This is a genomic window from Collinsella aerofaciens (genome assembly GCF_039758965.1).
In the GTDB taxonomy this organism is placed as follows: Bacteria; Actinomycetota; Coriobacteriia; order Coriobacteriales; family Coriobacteriaceae; genus Collinsella; species Collinsella aerofaciens_BR.
Genome location: NZ_JBDMSL010000029.1, coordinates 11,707 through 28,336 on the forward strand (window position 1 = coordinate 11,707; position 16,630 = coordinate 28,336).

Annotated in this window: 19 protein-coding genes; 5 read left to right on the top strand and 14 right to left on the bottom strand. The window is 59.4% G+C overall.

Features of this window, described 5'->3' with window-relative positions:
* Positions 1–5 precede the first annotated feature (5 nt).
* Both thiC and thiD read left to right on the top strand, forming a co-directional pair.
* Entirely contained in the window at positions 6–1,340 is a 1,335-nt protein-coding gene (gene thiC, locus ABHU32_RS08990) for a phosphomethylpyrimidine synthase ThiC (protein ID WP_346979693.1), read from the top strand.
* A gap of 181 nt (positions 1,341–1,521) precedes the next feature.
* Positions 1,522–2,352 carry a bifunctional hydroxymethylpyrimidine kinase/phosphomethylpyrimidine kinase gene (thiD, locus tag ABHU32_RS08995; protein WP_346979694.1) on the top strand — a complete coding sequence of 277 codons (831 nt, stop codon included), beginning with the start codon at positions 1,522–1,524 and terminating at the stop codon, positions 2,350–2,352.
* A 61-nt stretch (positions 2,353–2,413) separates the two neighbouring features.
* Here thiD and ABHU32_RS09000 read toward each other — a convergent pair whose 3' ends face one another.
* From ABHU32_RS09000 to ABHU32_RS09015, 4 genes are all read right to left on the bottom strand, one after another.
* Complete coding sequence (locus ABHU32_RS09000) at positions 2,414–3,073, bottom strand: GDSL-type esterase/lipase family protein (protein ID WP_346979695.1); 660 nt, start codon at positions 3,071–3,073, stop codon at positions 2,414–2,416.
* A gap of 77 nt (positions 3,074–3,150) precedes the next feature.
* On the bottom strand, positions 3,151–4,266 hold the full coding sequence (locus ABHU32_RS09005; RefSeq protein WP_346979696.1) for a TIGR02452 family protein: 1,116 nt from the start codon (positions 4,264–4,266) through the stop codon (positions 3,151–3,153).
* Between the two features lie 138 nt (positions 4,267–4,404).
* Positions 4,405–5,100: a Bax inhibitor-1 family protein gene (locus ABHU32_RS09010; protein ID WP_161162103.1), complete on the bottom strand. Its 696-nt coding sequence runs from the start codon at positions 5,098–5,100 to the stop codon at positions 4,405–4,407.
* Between the two features lie 78 nt (positions 5,101–5,178).
* A complete protein-coding gene (locus ABHU32_RS09015; RefSeq protein ID WP_117746758.1) occupies positions 5,179–5,517 on the bottom strand; it encodes a hypothetical protein in 339 nt (112 codons plus the stop codon).
* Between the two features lie 250 nt (positions 5,518–5,767).
* Here ABHU32_RS09015 and ABHU32_RS09020 point away from each other — a divergent pair, with 250 nt between their 5' ends.
* The 3 genes from ABHU32_RS09020 (at position 5,768) to ABHU32_RS09030 (ending at position 8,319) form a co-directional block, all read left to right on the top strand.
* Positions 5,768–6,817: an inorganic phosphate transporter gene (locus ABHU32_RS09020; RefSeq protein ID WP_006234237.1), complete on the top strand. Its 1,050-nt coding sequence runs from the start codon at positions 5,768–5,770 to the stop codon at positions 6,815–6,817.
* Positions 6,818–6,884: 67 nt separating this feature from the next.
* Entirely contained in the window at positions 6,885–7,508 is a 624-nt protein-coding gene (locus ABHU32_RS09025) for a DUF47 domain-containing protein (RefSeq protein ID WP_118080370.1), read from the top strand.
* A 280-nt stretch (positions 7,509–7,788) separates the two neighbouring features.
* A complete protein-coding gene (locus tag ABHU32_RS09030; RefSeq protein ID WP_346979697.1) occupies positions 7,789–8,319 on the top strand; it encodes a nitroreductase family protein in 531 nt (176 codons plus the stop codon).
* A 166-nt stretch (positions 8,320–8,485) separates the two neighbouring features.
* Here ABHU32_RS09030 and ABHU32_RS09035 read toward each other — a convergent pair whose 3' ends face one another.
* The 10 genes from ABHU32_RS09035 to ABHU32_RS09080 form a co-directional block, all read right to left on the bottom strand.
* The gene (locus ABHU32_RS09035) at positions 8,486–9,160 is read right to left on the bottom strand and encodes a DivIVA domain-containing protein (RefSeq protein ID WP_006234242.1); all 675 of its coding nucleotides are present in this window, start codon (positions 9,158–9,160) and stop codon (positions 8,486–8,488) included.
* Positions 9,161–9,221: 61 nt separating this feature from the next.
* Positions 9,222–9,509 carry a YggT family protein gene (locus ABHU32_RS09040; protein ID WP_040358293.1) on the bottom strand — a complete coding sequence of 96 codons (288 nt, stop codon included), beginning with the start codon at positions 9,507–9,509 and terminating at the stop codon, positions 9,222–9,224.
* A gap of 15 nt (positions 9,510–9,524) precedes the next feature.
* Positions 9,525–10,247 carry a cell division protein SepF gene (locus tag ABHU32_RS09045; RefSeq protein ID WP_006234245.1) on the bottom strand — a complete coding sequence of 241 codons (723 nt, stop codon included), beginning with the start codon at positions 10,245–10,247 and terminating at the stop codon, positions 9,525–9,527.
* Between the two features lie 60 nt (positions 10,248–10,307).
* Positions 10,308–11,045: a YggS family pyridoxal phosphate-dependent enzyme gene (locus ABHU32_RS09050; RefSeq protein ID WP_117746754.1), complete on the bottom strand. Its 738-nt coding sequence runs from the start codon at positions 11,043–11,045 to the stop codon at positions 10,308–10,310.
* A gap of 119 nt (positions 11,046–11,164) precedes the next feature.
* Positions 11,165–12,022 carry a phosphate signaling complex PhoU family protein gene (locus ABHU32_RS09055; protein ID WP_006234247.1) on the bottom strand — a complete coding sequence of 286 codons (858 nt, stop codon included), beginning with the start codon at positions 12,020–12,022 and terminating at the stop codon, positions 11,165–11,167.
* 92 nt (positions 12,023–12,114) lie between these two features.
* On the bottom strand, positions 12,115–12,918 hold the full coding sequence (gene pstB / locus ABHU32_RS09060; RefSeq protein WP_089571588.1) for a phosphate ABC transporter ATP-binding protein PstB: 804 nt from the start codon (positions 12,916–12,918) through the stop codon (positions 12,115–12,117).
* Positions 12,919–12,930: 12 nt separating this feature from the next.
* A complete protein-coding gene (gene pstA, locus ABHU32_RS09065) occupies positions 12,931–13,836 on the bottom strand; it encodes a phosphate ABC transporter permease PstA (protein ID WP_006234250.1) in 906 nt (301 codons plus the stop codon).
* Between the two features lie 3 nt (positions 13,837–13,839).
* Positions 13,840–14,766, bottom strand: coding sequence for a phosphate ABC transporter permease subunit PstC (gene pstC, locus ABHU32_RS09070; RefSeq protein WP_117820381.1), 927 nt, complete (start codon positions 14,764–14,766; stop codon positions 13,840–13,842).
* Between the two features lies 1 nt (position 14,767).
* Positions 14,768–15,604, bottom strand: coding sequence for a phosphate ABC transporter substrate-binding protein (locus ABHU32_RS09075; RefSeq protein ID WP_346979698.1), 837 nt, complete (start codon positions 15,602–15,604; stop codon positions 14,768–14,770).
* Positions 15,601–16,401 (bottom strand): purine nucleoside phosphorylase YfiH/LACC1 family protein, encoded by an 801-nt coding sequence (locus ABHU32_RS09080; RefSeq protein ID WP_055286078.1) that lies wholly within the window; start codon positions 16,399–16,401, stop codon positions 15,601–15,603. The genes ABHU32_RS09075 and ABHU32_RS09080 overlap by 4 nt, the downstream gene beginning before the upstream one ends.
* Between the last annotated feature and the right edge of the window lie 229 nt (positions 16,402–16,630).

Here is a 16,630-nt window from a genome sequence, read left to right on the forward strand (position 1 = left end):
TGCTTATGAGCACACAGACCGAGTCCAAGCTTGTCACGCAAATCGACTTCGCCCGCGCCGGACAGATCACGCCGCAGATGAAGGAAGTCGCCGAGCGCGAGCATCGCGACCCCGAGTACATCCGCGAGCGCGTGGCCGACGGCCGCATCGCCATTCCCGCCAACATCGTGCACATCAAAAAGGGCATGCGCGCCTTTGGCGTCGGTGAGGGCCTGTCCACCAAGGTCAACGTGAACTTGGGCATCTCGGGCGACAAGGCCGATGCCGCCGAGGAATGGAAGAAGGTCAAGATCGCTGAGGACTTTGGCGCCGACGCCATCATGGACCTCTCCAACTCGGGCAAGACGCGCCAGTTCCGCCAGCAGCTCATCGACGAGACCCCGCTCATGGTAGGCACCGTCCCCATGTACGACGCCATCGGCTACATGGAAAAGCCGCTGGTCAAGCTCACCAAGGACGACCTGTTCGAAGTCGTGCGCGCGCATGCCGAGGACGGCGTGGACTTTATGACCATTCACTGCGGCATCAACAAGTCGGTCACCAAGACCTTTAAGGAGACCGGCCGCCTGATGAACATCGTGAGCCGCGGCGGCTCACTGCTGTTTGGCTGGATGGAGGTCACCGGTAACGAGAACCCGTTCTATGAGTTCTACGACGAGTTGCTCGAGATTTGCCACGAGTACGACGTGACGATTTCGCTCGGCGACTCCTGCCGCCCGGGCTGCCTCTACGACTCCAACGACGCCACCGAGACCGCTGAGATGATCGAGCTGGGCAAGCTGTGCAAGCGCGCTTGGGCCGCCGGCGTCCAGGTCATGGTCGAGGGCCCGGGTCACATGGCGCTCGACGAGATCGCCGCCAACATGAAACTGCAGAAGCGCCTGTGCCACAATGCTCCGTTCTATGTGCTCGGGCCGCTGGTGACCGATATCGGCGTGGGTTACGACCACATCACCGCCGCCATCGGCGGCGCCATCTCCGCCAGTTCCGGTGCCGACTTCCTGTGCTACGTGACACCGGCAGAGCACCTATGCCTGCCCAACGCCCAGGATGTGCTCGACGGCCTCATGGCCACCAAGATCGCCGCACACGCCGCCGACATCGCCAAAAAGGTGCCCCACGCCCGCGACATGGACGACAAGATGGGCCAGGCACGCCGCAAGCTTGACTGGGACGCCATGTGGGAGTGCGCGCTCGACCCGGTTACGGGCAAGAAGCGCTACGAGGAGTCCCCCGCCGCCACCGAGGGCACTTGCACCATGTGTGGCAAGATGTGCGCCGTCCGCACCGTCAACAAGATCTTCGAGGGCACCACGATCGACCTCGGCATGGAGGACTAGCCTGTCGCCGCGGCCGCTTCTGTCGGCGAGCTGGTGCCTGTCAATTGTTGACGTGTGAACATTTGCTTGCATTTGCGTAAAGATTGCATCGCCCGCCCGGGTTCGACATAGAGTCGGCCCGGGCATCTTTATAATGCTGGCTTAAAGACCCATTTGATTCCGACCGAACAAGGGAGCGAACATGGATCGTAGTAAGGTACCTGCCGTCCTGTCCATCGCGGGATCCGATTCCAGCGGCGGCGCCGGCATTCAGGCCGACATCAAGACCATCACGGCGCACCGTCTGTATGCCCAGACGGCCATCACCGCCATCACAGCGCAAAACACCCTGGGCGTTACCGCCGTGCAGAACATCTCCCCGGATATTGTCGCGGCGCAGATCGATGCCGTTTTTGACGATATCCGCCCCAAAGCCGTCAAGATTGGCATGGTTTCCTCTGCCGAGATTATCGATGTTATCGCCGACCGCCTGAGCTCCTGGAACGCGACAAACGTGGTCGTCGACCCCGTCATGGTAGCCACCTCGGGCGCACGGCTGATTGCCGAAGATGCCGCCGAGGCGCTCACCCGCCGCCTGTTCCCGCTAGCGACGGTTATCACGCCCAATATTCCCGAGGCCATGGCCCTGCTCGACTACGAGGTCGACTCCGAGCGCACGCAGCAAAATGCTGCCATGCTCCTCACCCGCCGCTTTGGTTGCGCATCCCTCGTTAAGGGTGGACATCTTGTCAACGAGGCCAACGATGTACTGGCCGAACCCGCGCCACTCGACGACGAGGGCAACCATCTTGGAGATCCACTCACCACGTGGTTCCGCCACAAGCGCATCGAGACCGACAACACACACGGCACCGGCTGCACGCTCTCGTCCGCCATCGCCTGCGCGCTGGCCCAGGGCATGGATCTTGCCGACGCCGTCAATGCGGGCAAGGCATACCTGACAGGCGCTCTGGCCGCCGGCCTGAACATGGGCAAAGGCTCCGGCCCCGTCAATCACATGTGGCAGTATTAAGATTCGCAGTCCAAAACCACCGCAAAGGCGCCCGTCCCCTTTGCGGTGGCTTGGGGTCGCGCTACTCTCCGAGCATCTCTTGGAGCTTGGCTGCCACGGCGTGACCCAGGCTCTCATGGCTTTCGGGCATCATATGCAGATAGTCGATATCGCCCGGCTCGGCAAACTCCGCTGCATTCAAAAAGTCGCAGCCAAACTGCTCGGCTACGTGCGCATAGTACTCGCCAAAATGCTCAGATGCCTCAACGGAATGATCGTCAAAGTCGGTCATATACACATCGGCGATCTGCGGCTTGATCTTGATAGGAGCCATCAGCAGAATGCGCGGACAAGGCGCAGCGTCGGTCCACGGAAACGCGCGGACGGCGCGAATCAGCGCCATGGCGCCACGGGCGATATCGGCAGCCGTCACGTTAAAGACCGTCTTGCAGTCGTTGGTGCCCAGCATGATCACAATGGCGTCCAGTGGCTTATGGGCCTCGAGCAGCATCGGCAGCGCGCGGATGCCGTTAAGATTGGTGTCCAGATGGCACATGTCGTCGCGTACCGTCGTGCGGCCGTTGAGGCCTTCTTCAATTACATGCCAGCCCTCGCCTAAGTCACGTTGGGCCACGCCACACCAGCGTACATCCCGCGCATAGCGCACCGCGGTGCCGTCGCGCATGCCCGCCGGATCGTAACCATAGGTGTTGCTGTCGCCAAAGCATAGAACGTTTTTCATCGTAAGCCCCTCGCTCAGTAAAAAGCCGACGGGAGCAGCCCTCCCGCCGGCTCGACCCATCTGTCAGCACGTACCGATTACAGGTACTTGCGCCAATCGTCCTCGTCCTCATCATCCTCGGTAGTAGCCTGGATCTGCTCGGCGGCGCGAGCTGCCGCAGCGCGAGCGGCAACCTGGGCATAGGACTCCTCGTTGCGCTCGGGGAAGTTTGCCAGCACGTGCTCGAACTTGGCAAAATCCTCATCCCAGCGCGTAGAAGGCACGGCAAAGAAGACTTGCTTGACCTTAAAGTCGCCCGACGCGAGCTCCTTGCGGAAGAGCTCGGCCACGGCCTCTGCGTCAAAGCCGTTGTTGTCGCAGCCCCAAGCGCCCAGTACGAGCTTCTCGCGACCCAGCTCGTCGCAGATGGCAAGCACAAAGCGAATGCGGTCGCGCAGGGCGTCCAGCAGAGCATCGTCGCTCACGCGATACTCCTGGCGGGCGCGCTTAACGTTGGGCGCGGCGGCCACGATCACGTCGGCGTATGCATGCACGTGGTTGCGGTCGAAGCGCACCGCAGGCACCACCAGCGCACGGTTTCGGTAAAGCTCGCAGTTGATGTTGCGGCGACGGTTCTCGCCGTACCATTTGCGCTGCTTATCGAGAACGTTGTACAGATACGAATCGGCGCACAGCGTGGCCTCCTGGCCCAGATAACCCTGAATATAGCCACCGCCCGGATTGGTGAACGAGGCAAAGGCGAGCACGGCCATGTCGCAGAACTGCGCATAGCCACGACCGTTGTCCAAGATGGCCTGCGTGGTGGAGGCATCGAGCACGGTGACCTCGGGCAGAACCGGAGCGGGCTCCTCAGCAGGCGCGGACTCAGCTTCGGCGATTTCCTCGGCAGGCTCCTCGACGGGCTCGAGCGCTGCCTCGACCTCGGCAGCCTCCGCGCCCTCGACGTCCTCGGCAACCTGTTCTTCGGTGGCCACAGTGCTCTGAACCTTGGCCTTCATCGCCGAGACAAAGCCGGCAGGCATACCGTCAAACTCGCGAACACCGGCAAGCGAACGCTCGATATCCTTGGCGCACGCTTCGGACACAGTTGCCACGTGACGCTCGGCGGCCTTGGCACGGGCCTCGCGCTTGGGATTGGGCTGACCCGCTCGGTTGGACCTGCGGTTACGGTTCCTGTTGTCGACGTCTGCCATAAGTGGTCACCTTTCTCGGTCTCTGCCGCTATCGGCTTTTCCCATCCATGATACCCCGACGCGTACAAAAAAGACGGCCCCGAAGGACCGCCTTTCGCATCGATTTGCACGCACGGCAAGCACCGCCGCAATTCGCCACTAGTCGCGACGGCCGAGGATGTTCAGAATGCGCAGGAACACGTTGATAATATCCACGAACAGGTTAGAGGCCATAAGCACGGCGTTGGGCAGCGTAGGCGGCACCGTCGTGGCAACATAGGTGTCGTAGCCAATAAAGCCGGCGAACACCACGATCACGATCAGGTCGGTGATGGTCTGTGAGACGCCCATGAACATCAGCACGATCTCAACCAGAATAGTAGCGAGCAGAATGCCAAAACCGATGCCATATACGCGCTGGAAAAACTTGGGGAACGTCACGCCCAGCGCGCCAAAGACAAAGGTGATGGCGGCCGTGGCGATAAAGGCAGTGTTGATGGTGGGCAGGTCGTAGTTGGCAAGGCCAAACGACGCGGTCAGGCCAAAGGTGCTCGCAAAGATTACGTAGCCCACAAGGGACAGGCCCACGGACTGCTTGCTGGCGGCGGCCGACATCATGACCATGCCGACGATGGTCAAAATAAATGAGCCAAAGACCAGCGGCAAAGCGGCGCCGCTCATCATCATGCGCGCAAACGACATGGTGCTCGTAAAGTAAGCACCGACGCCCATGGCGCAAAAGCCCAAAAAGATCAGGGCAGACATGACAAGGTTGTACGCGCGCGGCGACATCTCCTTGGCACGGCTTGCACCGGTCTCGATGGGGCCGTTCTGATAGCCCTGGATATCGTTCATACTTCGTCCTTTCAAAAAGCGCACGACAGCGCCGTAGGTGACAAGCTTCCTGCCATTGTACCCGAATGCCGCACGTCCTTACCTACGGCGCTCGCCCTCAAGCGTACGATCAAAGGCCCAGACCCACCAACGCATCACGTGTGCCTGCGAGCCGTCTGCCCGCTCGCGCGTCTGGTCCTCCAGATACAACTCGGTCGCGTGCCCGCCAAAACGCACCTTATATGTTGCCGTACGGATGCCGTGGACCATCAGGCCAAACCCGGTGGTCGAGATAATTTCGTCGATCGTAAAACAACGGCCGTCGACCCAGCAGACGGTGACCGGCACGACCTGTCCGCCCGCGAGGATGCGGGCCACGACGTCCACATACTGCTTGTGCACGCGCCGAGTTTTGCCGTCTGTCTGTCGATATTCCATGCCTCCTATTATCGAACGCATGTTTGCATGTTGTAAAGCGAACAGACTGTGGTTTTGGAGTGTCGTAGTAATCGCACGTGTCCGCATGGCGTGTTAGCAAAAAGAACACCCGCGGTCAACAGGGCTAATATTCAATTTTAGTGCCAAAAAGTTCACTTCTCCCATCAGAACTCGGTAAAGAGACCCGCAGGAGGTGATACGATTTATCATGTTTTTGTAACGTGTCTGCAAACTTCGAGAAAGCCCATATATGGACGTAACGTTCTCAACCTTCCTCGGCCAAATTGTGTCGAACCCAGTCCTTGCCGTCACCGTGATCCTCGCGTTGGGCGCCATCTTCGTCAATGGATGGACCGACGCGCCCAACGCCATCGCGACCTGCGTCACTACGCGTTGCATGCCCGCCCGCGCCGCCATTCTCATGAGCGCCGCATTCAACTTCCTCGGCGTGCTCATCATGACGCACTTTAACGCGAGCGTCGCCAACACCATCTCACATATCGTCGACTTTGGCGGAAACAGCACCATGGCGCTCGCCTGCCTATGCGCGGCGCTGTTCTCCATCGTCGTCTACGGCGCCACAGCGTCGCGTTTTGGCATCCCCACCTCGCAAAGCCACAGCCTTATCGCCGGCCTGACCGGTGCCGCCATCGCCCTCGGCGGTGCGAGCAGCGTCAACGTCCACGAGTGGATGAAGGTCATCTACGGCCTGGCGCTCTCCATAGGCCTGGGCTTTGTCATGGGCTGGGTTCTGTGCAAGCTCGTCTCGATTCTGTTTGCCGCCGCCAACAGGCGACGTGCCAATGTCTTCTTTAAATACGCTCAGATCGCGAGCGCCGCGGCCATGAGCTTTATGCACGGCGCGCAGGATGGACAGAAGTTCATCGGCGTGCTCTTTTTAGGCGTGGCCTTTGCCAGCGGCCAGACGAGCGTCGGCGATGCAGGCATCCCCATCTGGATTATGCTGCTGTGCTCGGCCACTATGGGCATCGGCACCAGCGTGGGCGGCGAGCGCATCATCAAGTCCGTCGGCCAGAGCATGGTTAAGCTCGAGAAGTATCAGGGCTTCTCCGCCGACCTCGCGGGCGCCGCGAACCTGCTGCTTGCCACCCTTACCGGCATCCCCGTGTCCTCCACACACATCAAGACCTGCGCCATCATGGGCGTCGGTGCCGTCAAGCGCCTCTCGGCCATCAACTTCGGCGTCGTCAAGGACATGATGTTCACCTGGTTCTTCACCTTCCCCGCCTGCGGACTCATCAGCTTTGTCATGGCCAAGCTGTTCATGATGTTCCTCTAGTCAAACCGAACGTCCATCTGGACCGCAACACTTCGCCCACCCGTCTTCGCCTCGAAAGGACCCACCCATGGCAAAGAAACCCGATTCGTTCTACTTTGACAACTACGTCGCCTGCGCCGACCTTGCCGTCCAGGCCGCAGAGTTGCTCATCAAGATTTTTGAGAACTTTGACCCCGCGCAGATCCACGGCATGCTCGAGGAAATGCATGCGATTGAGCATGCGGCCGATAAGAAGCACCATGAGCTCGAGGATGCCTTGCTCACTGCCTTTATTACCCCGCTTGAGCGCGAGGATCTGGACCTGATGAGCTGCTCGCTCGACACCGTGCTCGACCGCATCGAGGGCGTCGTGCAACGCGTCTACTTCACCAACATCCAGAGCATCCACCCCGATGCCATCGTCATCGCCCACAAGGTGACCGACGCCTGCCGCGCCATGAAGGACCTGATGGTCGAGCTGCCCAACTACCGCAAGTCCAAAACGCTGCGCGAGCTGGTCATCCAGATCAACACCATCGAGTCCGAGGCCGACGAGCTCTATATCAACGCCATGCGCAACCTGCACGTTAACGGCAAGGATCCGCTCGAGGTCATCGCCTGGCGTGACGTGTACGCCTTCCTGGAGTACTGCGCGGACTGCTGCGAGAATGTGGCCGATGTCGTGGATTCGATTGTCATGAAGAACAGTTAATTGGGGGTACGTGTCCCACCGGTCGCGGGCCCGACCACTAATACCTTTTTCACTCCGGCTGCAAGCAGAGTCGTTCAAAAGGTATTAGTGGTCGGGCCCGCTCCCTTACGTACCGCCATTGAAACTTTGGCTGATACTTTGAAAGCGATGGGGCTTTTGTTGGCAGGGCCTTTGAGCCCGATGGGGAACTTTGGGACCGCCTTAAACGTTTGGGTGGATGGGGCTTTGGGTACCCTTTGGTTTACTTTGGATTGATTTGCTGACTTTGGAGGGTTTGGTTATGGGGTATTTTGATCTGGCTCAGTCTCGGTATTCTTGTCGCGAGTTTGAGAATCGTCCTGTTGAGCAGTCGGTGGTGAATGCCATTGTTGAGGCTGGGCGTATTGCTCCTTCTGCTTGTAATAATCATCCAACCCGTGTGATGGTGTTGGATACGCCTGAGCTTCTGGAGAAGGCTGCTGCTTGTCAGCCTCGGTTTGCTCGTGATGGATCTATCTTTGGGGCTCCGCTTGTCTTCCTTATTTGCAGCGTTACCAAGGACGCATGGGTGCGCTCGTATGACCAGATGAATTCCAGTGAAATCGATACGTCCATCGTGTGCGATCAGATGATGATGGAGGCCACCGAGCAGGGCCTGGGAACGTGCTGGGTATGCCATTTTAAGCCTGAGGTGGCACAGGAGCAGTTCAATCTGCCCAAGGGCGTCTATCCCTATCACATGCTCGTCTGTGGATATCCTGCCGACCACATCGCCGATCCCGAGCATCGCGAGGCCCGTACCATTCCCCTCTCCGACTTCCTCCTCAAGTAGGTTTTGGGACATGCCTTAAAACCTACCCTTGACCGCTCACCCGTTCGCCGAGTTCTGCGCCATTATGTGCAGGGCTCGGTTTTTTATGTTACGCACTCCGGCACAGTCATAAAAAAGGACCCGCAAGCTGCGGGTCCTTTCTAGGCACTAAATTGTAGGCCGAATGTTAGTCCAGGTCGTCGGCAGCAAAGTTGTCGATCGGGGCGAAGGGATCGGCCACGGGGACAACCGGGTCAGCGACGGGCAGCGGCTCGGCGGGAACAGTCACTGCAGGAGAAGCGGCAGAACCGACCGGCGTGGAGGCCATCAGATCGGCCGGGAAGGAATTCTGGGCATCGTCCATGAAGTGCTGGATGAGCTTGAGATACTCTGCCTTGAACTCCTCACGGGAAGCCTTGAGACGATCGATCTCCTCGAGCTCGGCCTGCTTCTCGGTCAGAGCCTGGCGGATAACCTCGCGGGCCTTGGCGTCAGCCTCGTTGCGGATACGCTCAGCGTTCTCGTTGGCATCGTTGACGATGGTCTCAGCGGTCTGCTGGGCAGCGATCAGGGCAGCGGAAATCTGGCGCTCCTGAGCGGAGAAATCAGGGGCGGGAGCAGCCACGGGGGCGGCAGGAACGGCCTGGGCGGTGGCATCCTGAGCTTGGGCAAGCTGAGCCTGCGCATCGGCAAGCTGCTGCTCGGTAGCAGTCAGGCGACCCTTAAGGTCGACGATCTTAGCGAGCATAGCGTCAACCTCGGAGGACAGCGTCTCCAAGAAGACGTCGACCTCAGCAGGATCGTAGCCACGCTTGGCCTCAGAGAAAGTCTGAGCCTGGATGTCTGCAGGGGTAATAGCCATAACAAGTCTCCTTTTTCATCGCCTCGGCGCTACACGCCCGACGTAAGTTACTAAGTCAGTTCTACACGAGTATACCTATAAGAAGCTGCAGAACCAGCCTCTGCACCAACTGCAACGCAATAATCGCAACGACCGGCGAAAAATCGATACCGCCCATCGGCGGGATGAAACGACGGAACAGGTTGAGCCACGGACCGCACACGCTATCAAGCACCGCGGCAATATCCTGAAGCAAACCACCCTGCTTCATGGGAATCCACGTCATAAAGCAGTAGACGACAATGAGCGTGGAATAGAAGTTGAACAGCGTGTTGACCAGCTGGACGATAGTGTAGATGTTGATGGGAATCTCCTCGTCTTGTCTTTACTTAAGGTAGCCGTCGGCACGAAGCTTCTTGAGATCGGAATCTTTGACCTCGCAACCGGCGGGCAGCACCATGAACACGCGGTCGCCCACCTCCTTGACCGTGGCACCCAGACCGCAGGCAAAGCCGTAAGAGAAGTCCAAGACGCGCTTGGCAACTTCGGTGCGTACGCCCACAAAAATCAGTGCGACAGGCTGCTTGGTGCGAACGCGGCGCACCACGGTCTCCACGTCGTCATAGCTCTCGGGGCGCAGGACATAGGCCGGCAGCTGCGGCGTGGCGTTGATGATATTGCTCGCATAGGCCGAGGCATCGCTCGGTGCAGGCGCGGGTGCAGCGGCGGCACGGGCGCGGGTATTCTCGGCGTAGCTCGACGGCGTGTCATAGGCACCAGGACGATAACCGCTCGCAACACTGTCCTGCGAGCGCGAAGGCGGGTTATACGTCGTGGCATGGCGGGAGTCATCGCCGACCAGCTGACCGGAGCGCGTATACACGGCAACCGACTCAGCTTCACCGCGGCGCGTCTGGCCAAGCAGGCCGTTGCTCGGCTCGTCTTGGGTGTAGAAGCCCTCGCCCGAAGCACCACTGTAGCCGTTGTTCTGATAGCCATCGTCGTAGCCGTCATCGTAGCCGTAGTCGTCGTCCTGGCCATAACCCTGGTCGTAACCCTGCTGGCCGCCCAGGTGCATCTTATTTTTAATCTCGTCAAGGAAGCCCATGGTTGTGTCCTCTCGCGGTTTAGTGCAGGCGCCCCGATAATCAGTGCGCACTTCAGAGCCTTATTTTACTGCAAACTCCGGGCTAAATACTACCCTGCCCAGGCGAACGAGCGTAGAGCCCTCCTCAAGGGCAGACTCAAAGTCCTCGCTCATACCGCAGGAAAGCTCAGGCAGGTTCAAATCGGGATGCGCCGCCTCCAGCTCATCCCTCAGCTCACGAAGCCCCGCAAAGGTGCGGCGTGCCACATCCTTATTCCCCCGGGGCGCCATAGTCATAAGCCCCTGTACGCAAATTCCCTCAAGTTCTGCAAGCTCACCCGCGGCGGCGCGAATCTCATCGGGTGAAAAGCCTCCCTTCGACTCCTCACCACTCACATTGACCTCAATGAGCACACGCTGGGGGCCGACGAGCTCGCCTGCCTCAATCTTGCGAACAGCACGGCTCGAGATCGCCTGCGCCAGATGCAGCGAACCCACCGAGTGAATCAGCTCGGCTGAGCCCAGCACCGCATTGATCTTATTGGTCTGCAGGTTGCCGATCATATCGAAGCGCACCTCGGGCAGCTCCGGATGCTCCGCCAGACCCGTGAGCTTGCGAACCAGCTCCTGCGGGCGGTTCTCGGCAAAATGGCGATACCCCGCCTGGATGGCGGCAACGGTCTCATCGACACCAACGGTCTTGGACACGGCAATGAGGCTCGCGGCGTCGTGGGGACGGCCCGCGCGATCGAGCGCCGCATAAAAACGTTCCAGAATCTGCTCGCGGCGAGCGCGCATCAAGTCCAAATAGTTATCCATTGCCAATCGCCTCCGCTGACAGCCAAACAAGTAGTCCCATGCTAACGCAAGAGCGCGGCCCCGCATGTGCAAGGCCGCGCTCACTTAGGTATTTACAATCTTTCGACGAACGGGGTTACTTACTCCTCGTCGTCCTCGCCATCGTCCTCATCCTCAAGATGATCGAGCAGGTAGCGAAGACCCTCGCTGACCTCGTTAACGGGCACCTTGGCAACGTAGCGTGCATCGACGGCGGGCCTCATGATAACACCCTCGCCCGAAGGCACGCGCATGCTCTCGAGCTCATCCTCATCAGTGCAGGCGATATCACCGGCAGTCATACGCTGTCCGGTCAACAGGAAGGTCAGACGGCAGGCGGCATCGATGGAAATCGAGGCGATGCGATCGAGATAGCGCGATACCATGATGGCGCGGCGCAGGTCGTCATAGTTGCTGTCGTCGTCCATAAAATCGCCCGTGTCCATGCGGTTAAAGGTGCGGAAGAACTTCTCGTAGGCGGCGTGCACTGGCTCGTCCTCGACGGCCAAGTTGCAGATGATGGACATGTCGTTGGTGACGAGCGCAGAAAGCGAAGAGCCCAGCACCTGGTAGACGGCCTCAGCCTCGGCCTCGACCGTGCCGACAAGCTCCTTGGGCAGCGAGATGTCGGCCTTGATCATATGACGCGTGGCGCGGCAAATCTGGCGAACCTTATCGGTCATGCGCTGCAGGTTAAAGTCGACGTAGATGATCGTCTGCAGCAAGCGGAAGTCGGAGGCGACCGGTGACTGCGTGGCAATCAGGTTGTAGCAGACGGCCTCCAGGTTGGCGCAGCGTGCGTCAATCGAAAGCGTGCGCTTCTTGGTCTTGGTGGCGAGCTTGCGGTCGTCGGTCACATAGGCCTTCACGGCATCGTGGAGGGCCAGATCGACGGCCTCGTAGATGCTCAGCATCTCGTGACGGGCCTCGATGAGCTGACGGGAAAACAGTTTGCGCATGGTTCACTCCAATCAGTTGGGTGCGGTCATGCCGCCCGCACAGTGAATACGCACCGGACCAGATCCGATCGGCTTGGGACTAGTCGCACCGATCAGCCAAAGCGGCCGGTGATATAGTCTTCCGTCCGCGAGTCCACCGGGCTGGTGAAGATCGCGTCGGTTTGACCATACTCGATGAGCGTAGCGGGCTCGCCGGCAACTTCCTGCAAGAAGAATGCGGTGTAGTCGCTAATGCGAGCTGCCTGCTGCATTGAATGCGTGACGATGATGATCGTCATCTCGGGCGCCAGCTCGGCCATCAGATCCTCGACCTTAGAGACGGACGTGGGGTCGATGGCGGAGCAGGGCTCGTCCATCAGAAGGACATCGGGTTGCACCGCAAGCACGCGCGCGATGCACAGACGCTGCTGCTGACCGCCCGAGAGCGCCAAACCATCCTTGTTGAGCTGATTGGATACCTCTTTCCAGAGGTTGGCGCGCTTGAGCGATTCTTCCACGATGTCATCGAGGTCACTTTTGCTAGTCACGCCCTGCAGACGAGGGCCAAAGGCGACATTCTCGTAGATGGATTTAGGAAACGGGTTGGGCTGCTGAAAGATCATGCCCACGCGACGACGGAGATCGACCGGGTCGACACCCTCGGCATAGATATCGTTGCCGTCGAGCGTCATGGTGCCCTCGACGCGCGTGCCCTCGATCAGGTCATTCATGCGGTTGATGCAGCGCAAAAACGTCGACTTGCCGCAGCCCGAAGGGCCAATGAAGGAGGTGATGGCGTTTTTGGCGATGTTGAGGTCAAGCCCCGTCAGCGCATGAAAGTCACCGTACCAAAAGTTGAAATCCTTGGCCGTAATGGCCGCTTGCTCCAACGTGGGAGCGGACTGATAAACGGACATGGGACTCCTTAACTAGCGACGCTTGCGCGACAGGAAGCGCGCAAACAGGTTGAAGGCCAGAATGATCACCATCAGCAAGAGCGCGGTGCCGTAGGCTGCGTTCATGTTGATGCCGTCGTTGGCAAGCAGATACAGGTGAACCGTCATGGGGCGGCCGGAATCGAGCGGCGAAATAGGTAGATTGATGGCCTGCCCCATGGTATAGAGCACCACCGCGGTCTCGCCAATGGCACGGCCGATGGCGAGAACGATGCCCGTGGCAATACGGCCAAAGGCAGAAGGAAGCACGATCTTGGAGACAACCTGCCACTTGGTGGCGCCCAGGCCATATGCGCCCCAGCGGATATAGCGCGGAACGGCGCGAATGGCCTCTTCGGTGGTACGCATGACGATGGGAAGCATCAAGAGCGCGAGTGCCAGGGCGGCCGAGACCATCGAAAGGCCCAGGCCCATGGCCTCGACAAACAAGGCGTAGCCAAACAGGCCCATAACGATGGAGGGCACCGAGGCCAAAGCGTCAGCAGCGTAGCGAATGAGCTCGACGACCTTGCCCTGCTTGGCGTACTCGGCCAGATAGACGGCTGCCAGCACAGCGATCGGCGTGCAGATAAGCATGGCGAGCGCCGTCACGTAGACGGTCGAGACGATCGTGGGCCAAATTCCGCCCTCGGCGTTGACGCCCTGGGGCCAACCGAAGATAAAGTCGAGCGAGATGTGTGGCAGGCCGTTGATGACCACGTAGGCGATGATAGCGACCAGCACCAGCGTGGTGATGTAGGCAGCGGCACGAAACACGCCAAGCATGATCTTGTTGGACAGGTCCTTGTTGATGCGGCCCTTCTTGCCGTGGGAAAGGGCACGCTTGATGCGCTCGCGCGACGAGGTCGTATCGACCGTCGTGTCAACGGAATCGGACATAGCCTACCCCCTCTTCTTCTTGGAAATCAGACGGACGATGCCCACCAGCGTGGCGGAGATGATAAACAGGACCACGCCCATGCCGAACAGCGCCGAGCGATGCAGACCCGAGGAATAGCTCATGTCGAGCGCGATCTGGCTCGTGAGCGTCGAGATAGGGCTCGCAATGCTGTCGGGAATAACCGGGGCGTTACCCACGACCATGAGCACGGCCATGGTCTCTCCGATGGCACGGCCCATACCCAGCACGATGGCATCCACGATACCCAGCTTAGCGGCAGGTAGCACGACCTTATAGATGGTCTGCCACTTAGTAGCACCCATGGCATACGATGCCTCGCGAATGCCCATGGGAATGGAATTGAGGGCATCGATGGTGAGCGTGGTGATGGTAGGGACGATCATGATGGCGAGCACAAACCACGCCGTCAGCGCACCAAAACCAAGGCCGCCGGTCAGTTGTGCGATAAACGGGCGGATGATGATCATGCCGAAAAAGCCGTAGATGATAGAAGGGATGCCGGCCAGCAGGTCGACGGCAGGGCTGATGAGCTTGCGCACGCGCTTGCCGGCGATCTCGACCAGGTACACGGCCGTGCCCACACCTAGCGGCACGCCCATGGCGAGCGCACCGACGGTCACCAGACCTGAGCCGGCAAGCAGCGACATGATGCCGTAGTGGCCCTCAGAGGGCGCCCACGTAAAGCTAAAGAAGTCCGCCAGACCGATGTCGGTAAAGACGGGCAGCGCCGAGTACGTGGTAAAGACAAAAATCAGGATGACGGTAACGACCGCCAAAAACGCGCAGGCAAAGAAGATCCACTGCAGCGCCTTCTCCTTGATATAGGTACTGCGCGATACGAGCGCCAGCTCGCGCTTCTTGGGTGCCTGAGCATTCTGCTCAGTCTGGGAGTTTTCCTGTGCTTCCATGCTACTCACTCCCCTTCTCGTCGTTGGTGACGGGAATAAAGCCCGCCTCGCGAATCTGCTTGTCCATCTTTTCGGACGTCACGTAGTCGATGTAATCCTGCGCCTGCTGCGAAGGCGCACCCTTCACAAAGAAGTAAAGGTCGCGCGAGATGGGATAGCCGCCACTCGCGACCGTCTTCTCGGACGCCTCAACATGATTGACCGAGACGGCCTTGACCGAGGTCTTGGCGTTGAGGCTATCGACGAAGCCCAGCGAAATGTAGCCGATGGCCCCACGCGAACGAGATACCACGTCGCGCACCTGGCCCGTACCCGAAAGAACAGCCGAGCGGCGATCGAACGGCGTGCCATCCATCACGATGGTACGGAAGGCCTCGCGCGTACCGGACGCCTCGTCTCGGTTGATGACCTGAATCCTCAGGTCCTCGCCACCGACCTCTTTCCAGTTGGTGATCTTGCCGGCGTAGATATCGCGGAGCTGCTCGGTCGAGAGGTTATCGACGGGGTTGTCGTCGTTCACGATGACCGCAATACCGTCGTGGGCAATGACGATGGGAGTCAGGCCCAGATCCTGTTCGTCGGCATTGAGTCCACGGGAGGAGCTGGCGATATCGGCCGTGCCGGCGCTGACGGCCTCGATCCCAGCGGAAGAACCCAAACCGGAAACGAGCACGTCGATGCCGGTCTCCTCCTTAAAGCCCTCGGCCGCAATCTCGGCGATAGGAAGGCAGGTCGTGGAGCCGGCCACGGTAATGGAAGAGGTAGAAGATCCCGAAGAACAGGCGCACAGCGTAAGCGTAAACACAGCGGCGCTCAGGACCGATACGATCTTTCTCATAGCATCATGCCGATCGCAGCATGGCGCCCACAGGTGCCGTCCTCGTTACGGTAAGAATAAAAGCGGTCGTTCTGACGCACGGTCGAAAGCTGGGTATCCACGATATTATCCGCGTCGACACCGACATCTACCAGCGCCTCGCGAATGGCAGCGGAAAGATCAAGCATGCGAGAGGTATTCGCATCGATGCAAGAGAACTCGGCGGCAAAGCGATCCATGAGTTCCTGGGATACCTCATATTCGTCACCCAAGATATGGGGGCCGATATAGGCGGAAACGTCGCTCGCATCGCAACCGGCAGCATCGCAAAGCGCCTGGCACGCCTTGGCGGAAATACGTGCAATCGTGCCCTTCCAACCGGAGTGCACCACGGCAAATCCGCCGGGGGCCACCAGCACCACGGGAACACAGTCGGCAAAGCAGAGCAGCACGGGCACGTTATGCGCCGTGCAGACGATGGCATCACAGCCCTCGGCAATCTGCTCGCGAACGTCCTCAAGGTCATCGGCGCCGTTCGAGGTCACCGCAACGATATGATCACCATGGACCTGATTGGGAACGAGCAGGTTGTGCTCGCACTCGGCGGCACCCATAGCCTCGAGCGCACGACGACGATTTTCTTGAACAGCAAAGGGGTCATCGCCAACATGCGAGCCCAAGTTGAGTGAGGAGTACGCATCTTCGGAAACGCCACCGGCGCGCTCGGTGAAGGCAAAGCGAACATCGGATGTCGCGCCCTCCACCAACGTAACTCCATCATGGTCGACACGCGAAACTTTGTCCGCACGTGCTGCCATACTAAAGCCTCCTAATAACACAAGTACCGCGGCATCGCCGCTACAGCCCGCGTTTATACGGCTGTCATACTTCTCTAAAAGGATACCTGCTGCGCTGGAGGCAATCGTAAAGGGAACGTAAAGAGATTGGAGGTTCTAGTTTACAAAGTCGAAATCAGAACCACCCTTAAAAAGGGTGGTTTGCTCTTAGGGTATAACCCACGGGCCCCGGGCTCGCGTCTAAAGGCGC

Coding starts and splice junctions, on each gene's coding strand:
- thiC (WP_346979693.1), top strand. CDS start 6: ATGAGCACACAGACCGAGTCCAAGCTTGTCACGCAAATCGACTTCGCC.
- thiD (WP_346979694.1), top strand. CDS start 1,522: ATGGATCGTAGTAAGGTACCTGCCGTCCTGTCCATCGCGGGATCCGAT.
- ABHU32_RS09000 (WP_346979695.1), bottom strand. CDS start 3,073: ATGAAAAACGTTCTATGCTTTGGCGACAGCAACACCTATGGTTACGAT.
- ABHU32_RS09005 (WP_346979696.1), bottom strand. CDS start 4,266: ATGGCAGACGTCGACAACAGGAACCGTAACCGCAGGTCCAACCGAGCG.
- ABHU32_RS09010 (WP_161162103.1), bottom strand. CDS start 5,100: ATGAACGATATCCAGGGCTATCAGAACGGCCCCATCGAGACCGGTGCA.
- ABHU32_RS09015 (WP_117746758.1), bottom strand. CDS start 5,517: ATGGAATATCGACAGACAGACGGCAAAACTCGGCGCGTGCACAAGCAG.
- ABHU32_RS09020 (WP_006234237.1), top strand. CDS start 5,768: ATGGACGTAACGTTCTCAACCTTCCTCGGCCAAATTGTGTCGAACCCA.
- ABHU32_RS09025 (WP_118080370.1), top strand. CDS start 6,885: ATGGCAAAGAAACCCGATTCGTTCTACTTTGACAACTACGTCGCCTGC.
- ABHU32_RS09030 (WP_346979697.1), top strand. CDS start 7,789: ATGGGGTATTTTGATCTGGCTCAGTCTCGGTATTCTTGTCGCGAGTTT.
- ABHU32_RS09035 (WP_006234242.1), bottom strand. CDS start 9,160: ATGGCTATTACCCCTGCAGACATCCAGGCTCAGACTTTCTCTGAGGCC.
- ABHU32_RS09045 (WP_006234245.1), bottom strand. CDS start 10,247: ATGGGCTTCCTTGACGAGATTAAAAATAAGATGCACCTGGGCGGCCAG.
- ABHU32_RS09050 (WP_117746754.1), bottom strand. CDS start 11,045: ATGGATAACTATTTGGACTTGATGCGCGCTCGCCGCGAGCAGATTCTG.
- ABHU32_RS09055 (WP_006234247.1), bottom strand. CDS start 12,022: ATGCGCAAACTGTTTTCCCGTCAGCTCATCGAGGCCCGTCACGAGATG.
- pstB (WP_089571588.1), bottom strand. CDS start 12,918: ATGTCCGTTTATCAGTCCGCTCCCACGTTGGAGCAAGCGGCCATTACG.
- pstA (WP_006234250.1), bottom strand. CDS start 13,836: ATGTCCGATTCCGTTGACACGACGGTCGATACGACCTCGTCGCGCGAG.
- pstC (WP_117820381.1), bottom strand. CDS start 14,766: ATGGAAGCACAGGAAAACTCCCAGACTGAGCAGAATGCTCAGGCACCC.
- ABHU32_RS09075 (WP_346979698.1), bottom strand. CDS start 15,604: ATGAGAAAGATCGTATCGGTCCTGAGCGCCGCTGTGTTTACGCTTACG.
- ABHU32_RS09080 (WP_055286078.1), bottom strand. CDS start 16,401: ATGGCAGCACGTGCGGACAAAGTTTCGCGTGTCGACCATGATGGAGTT.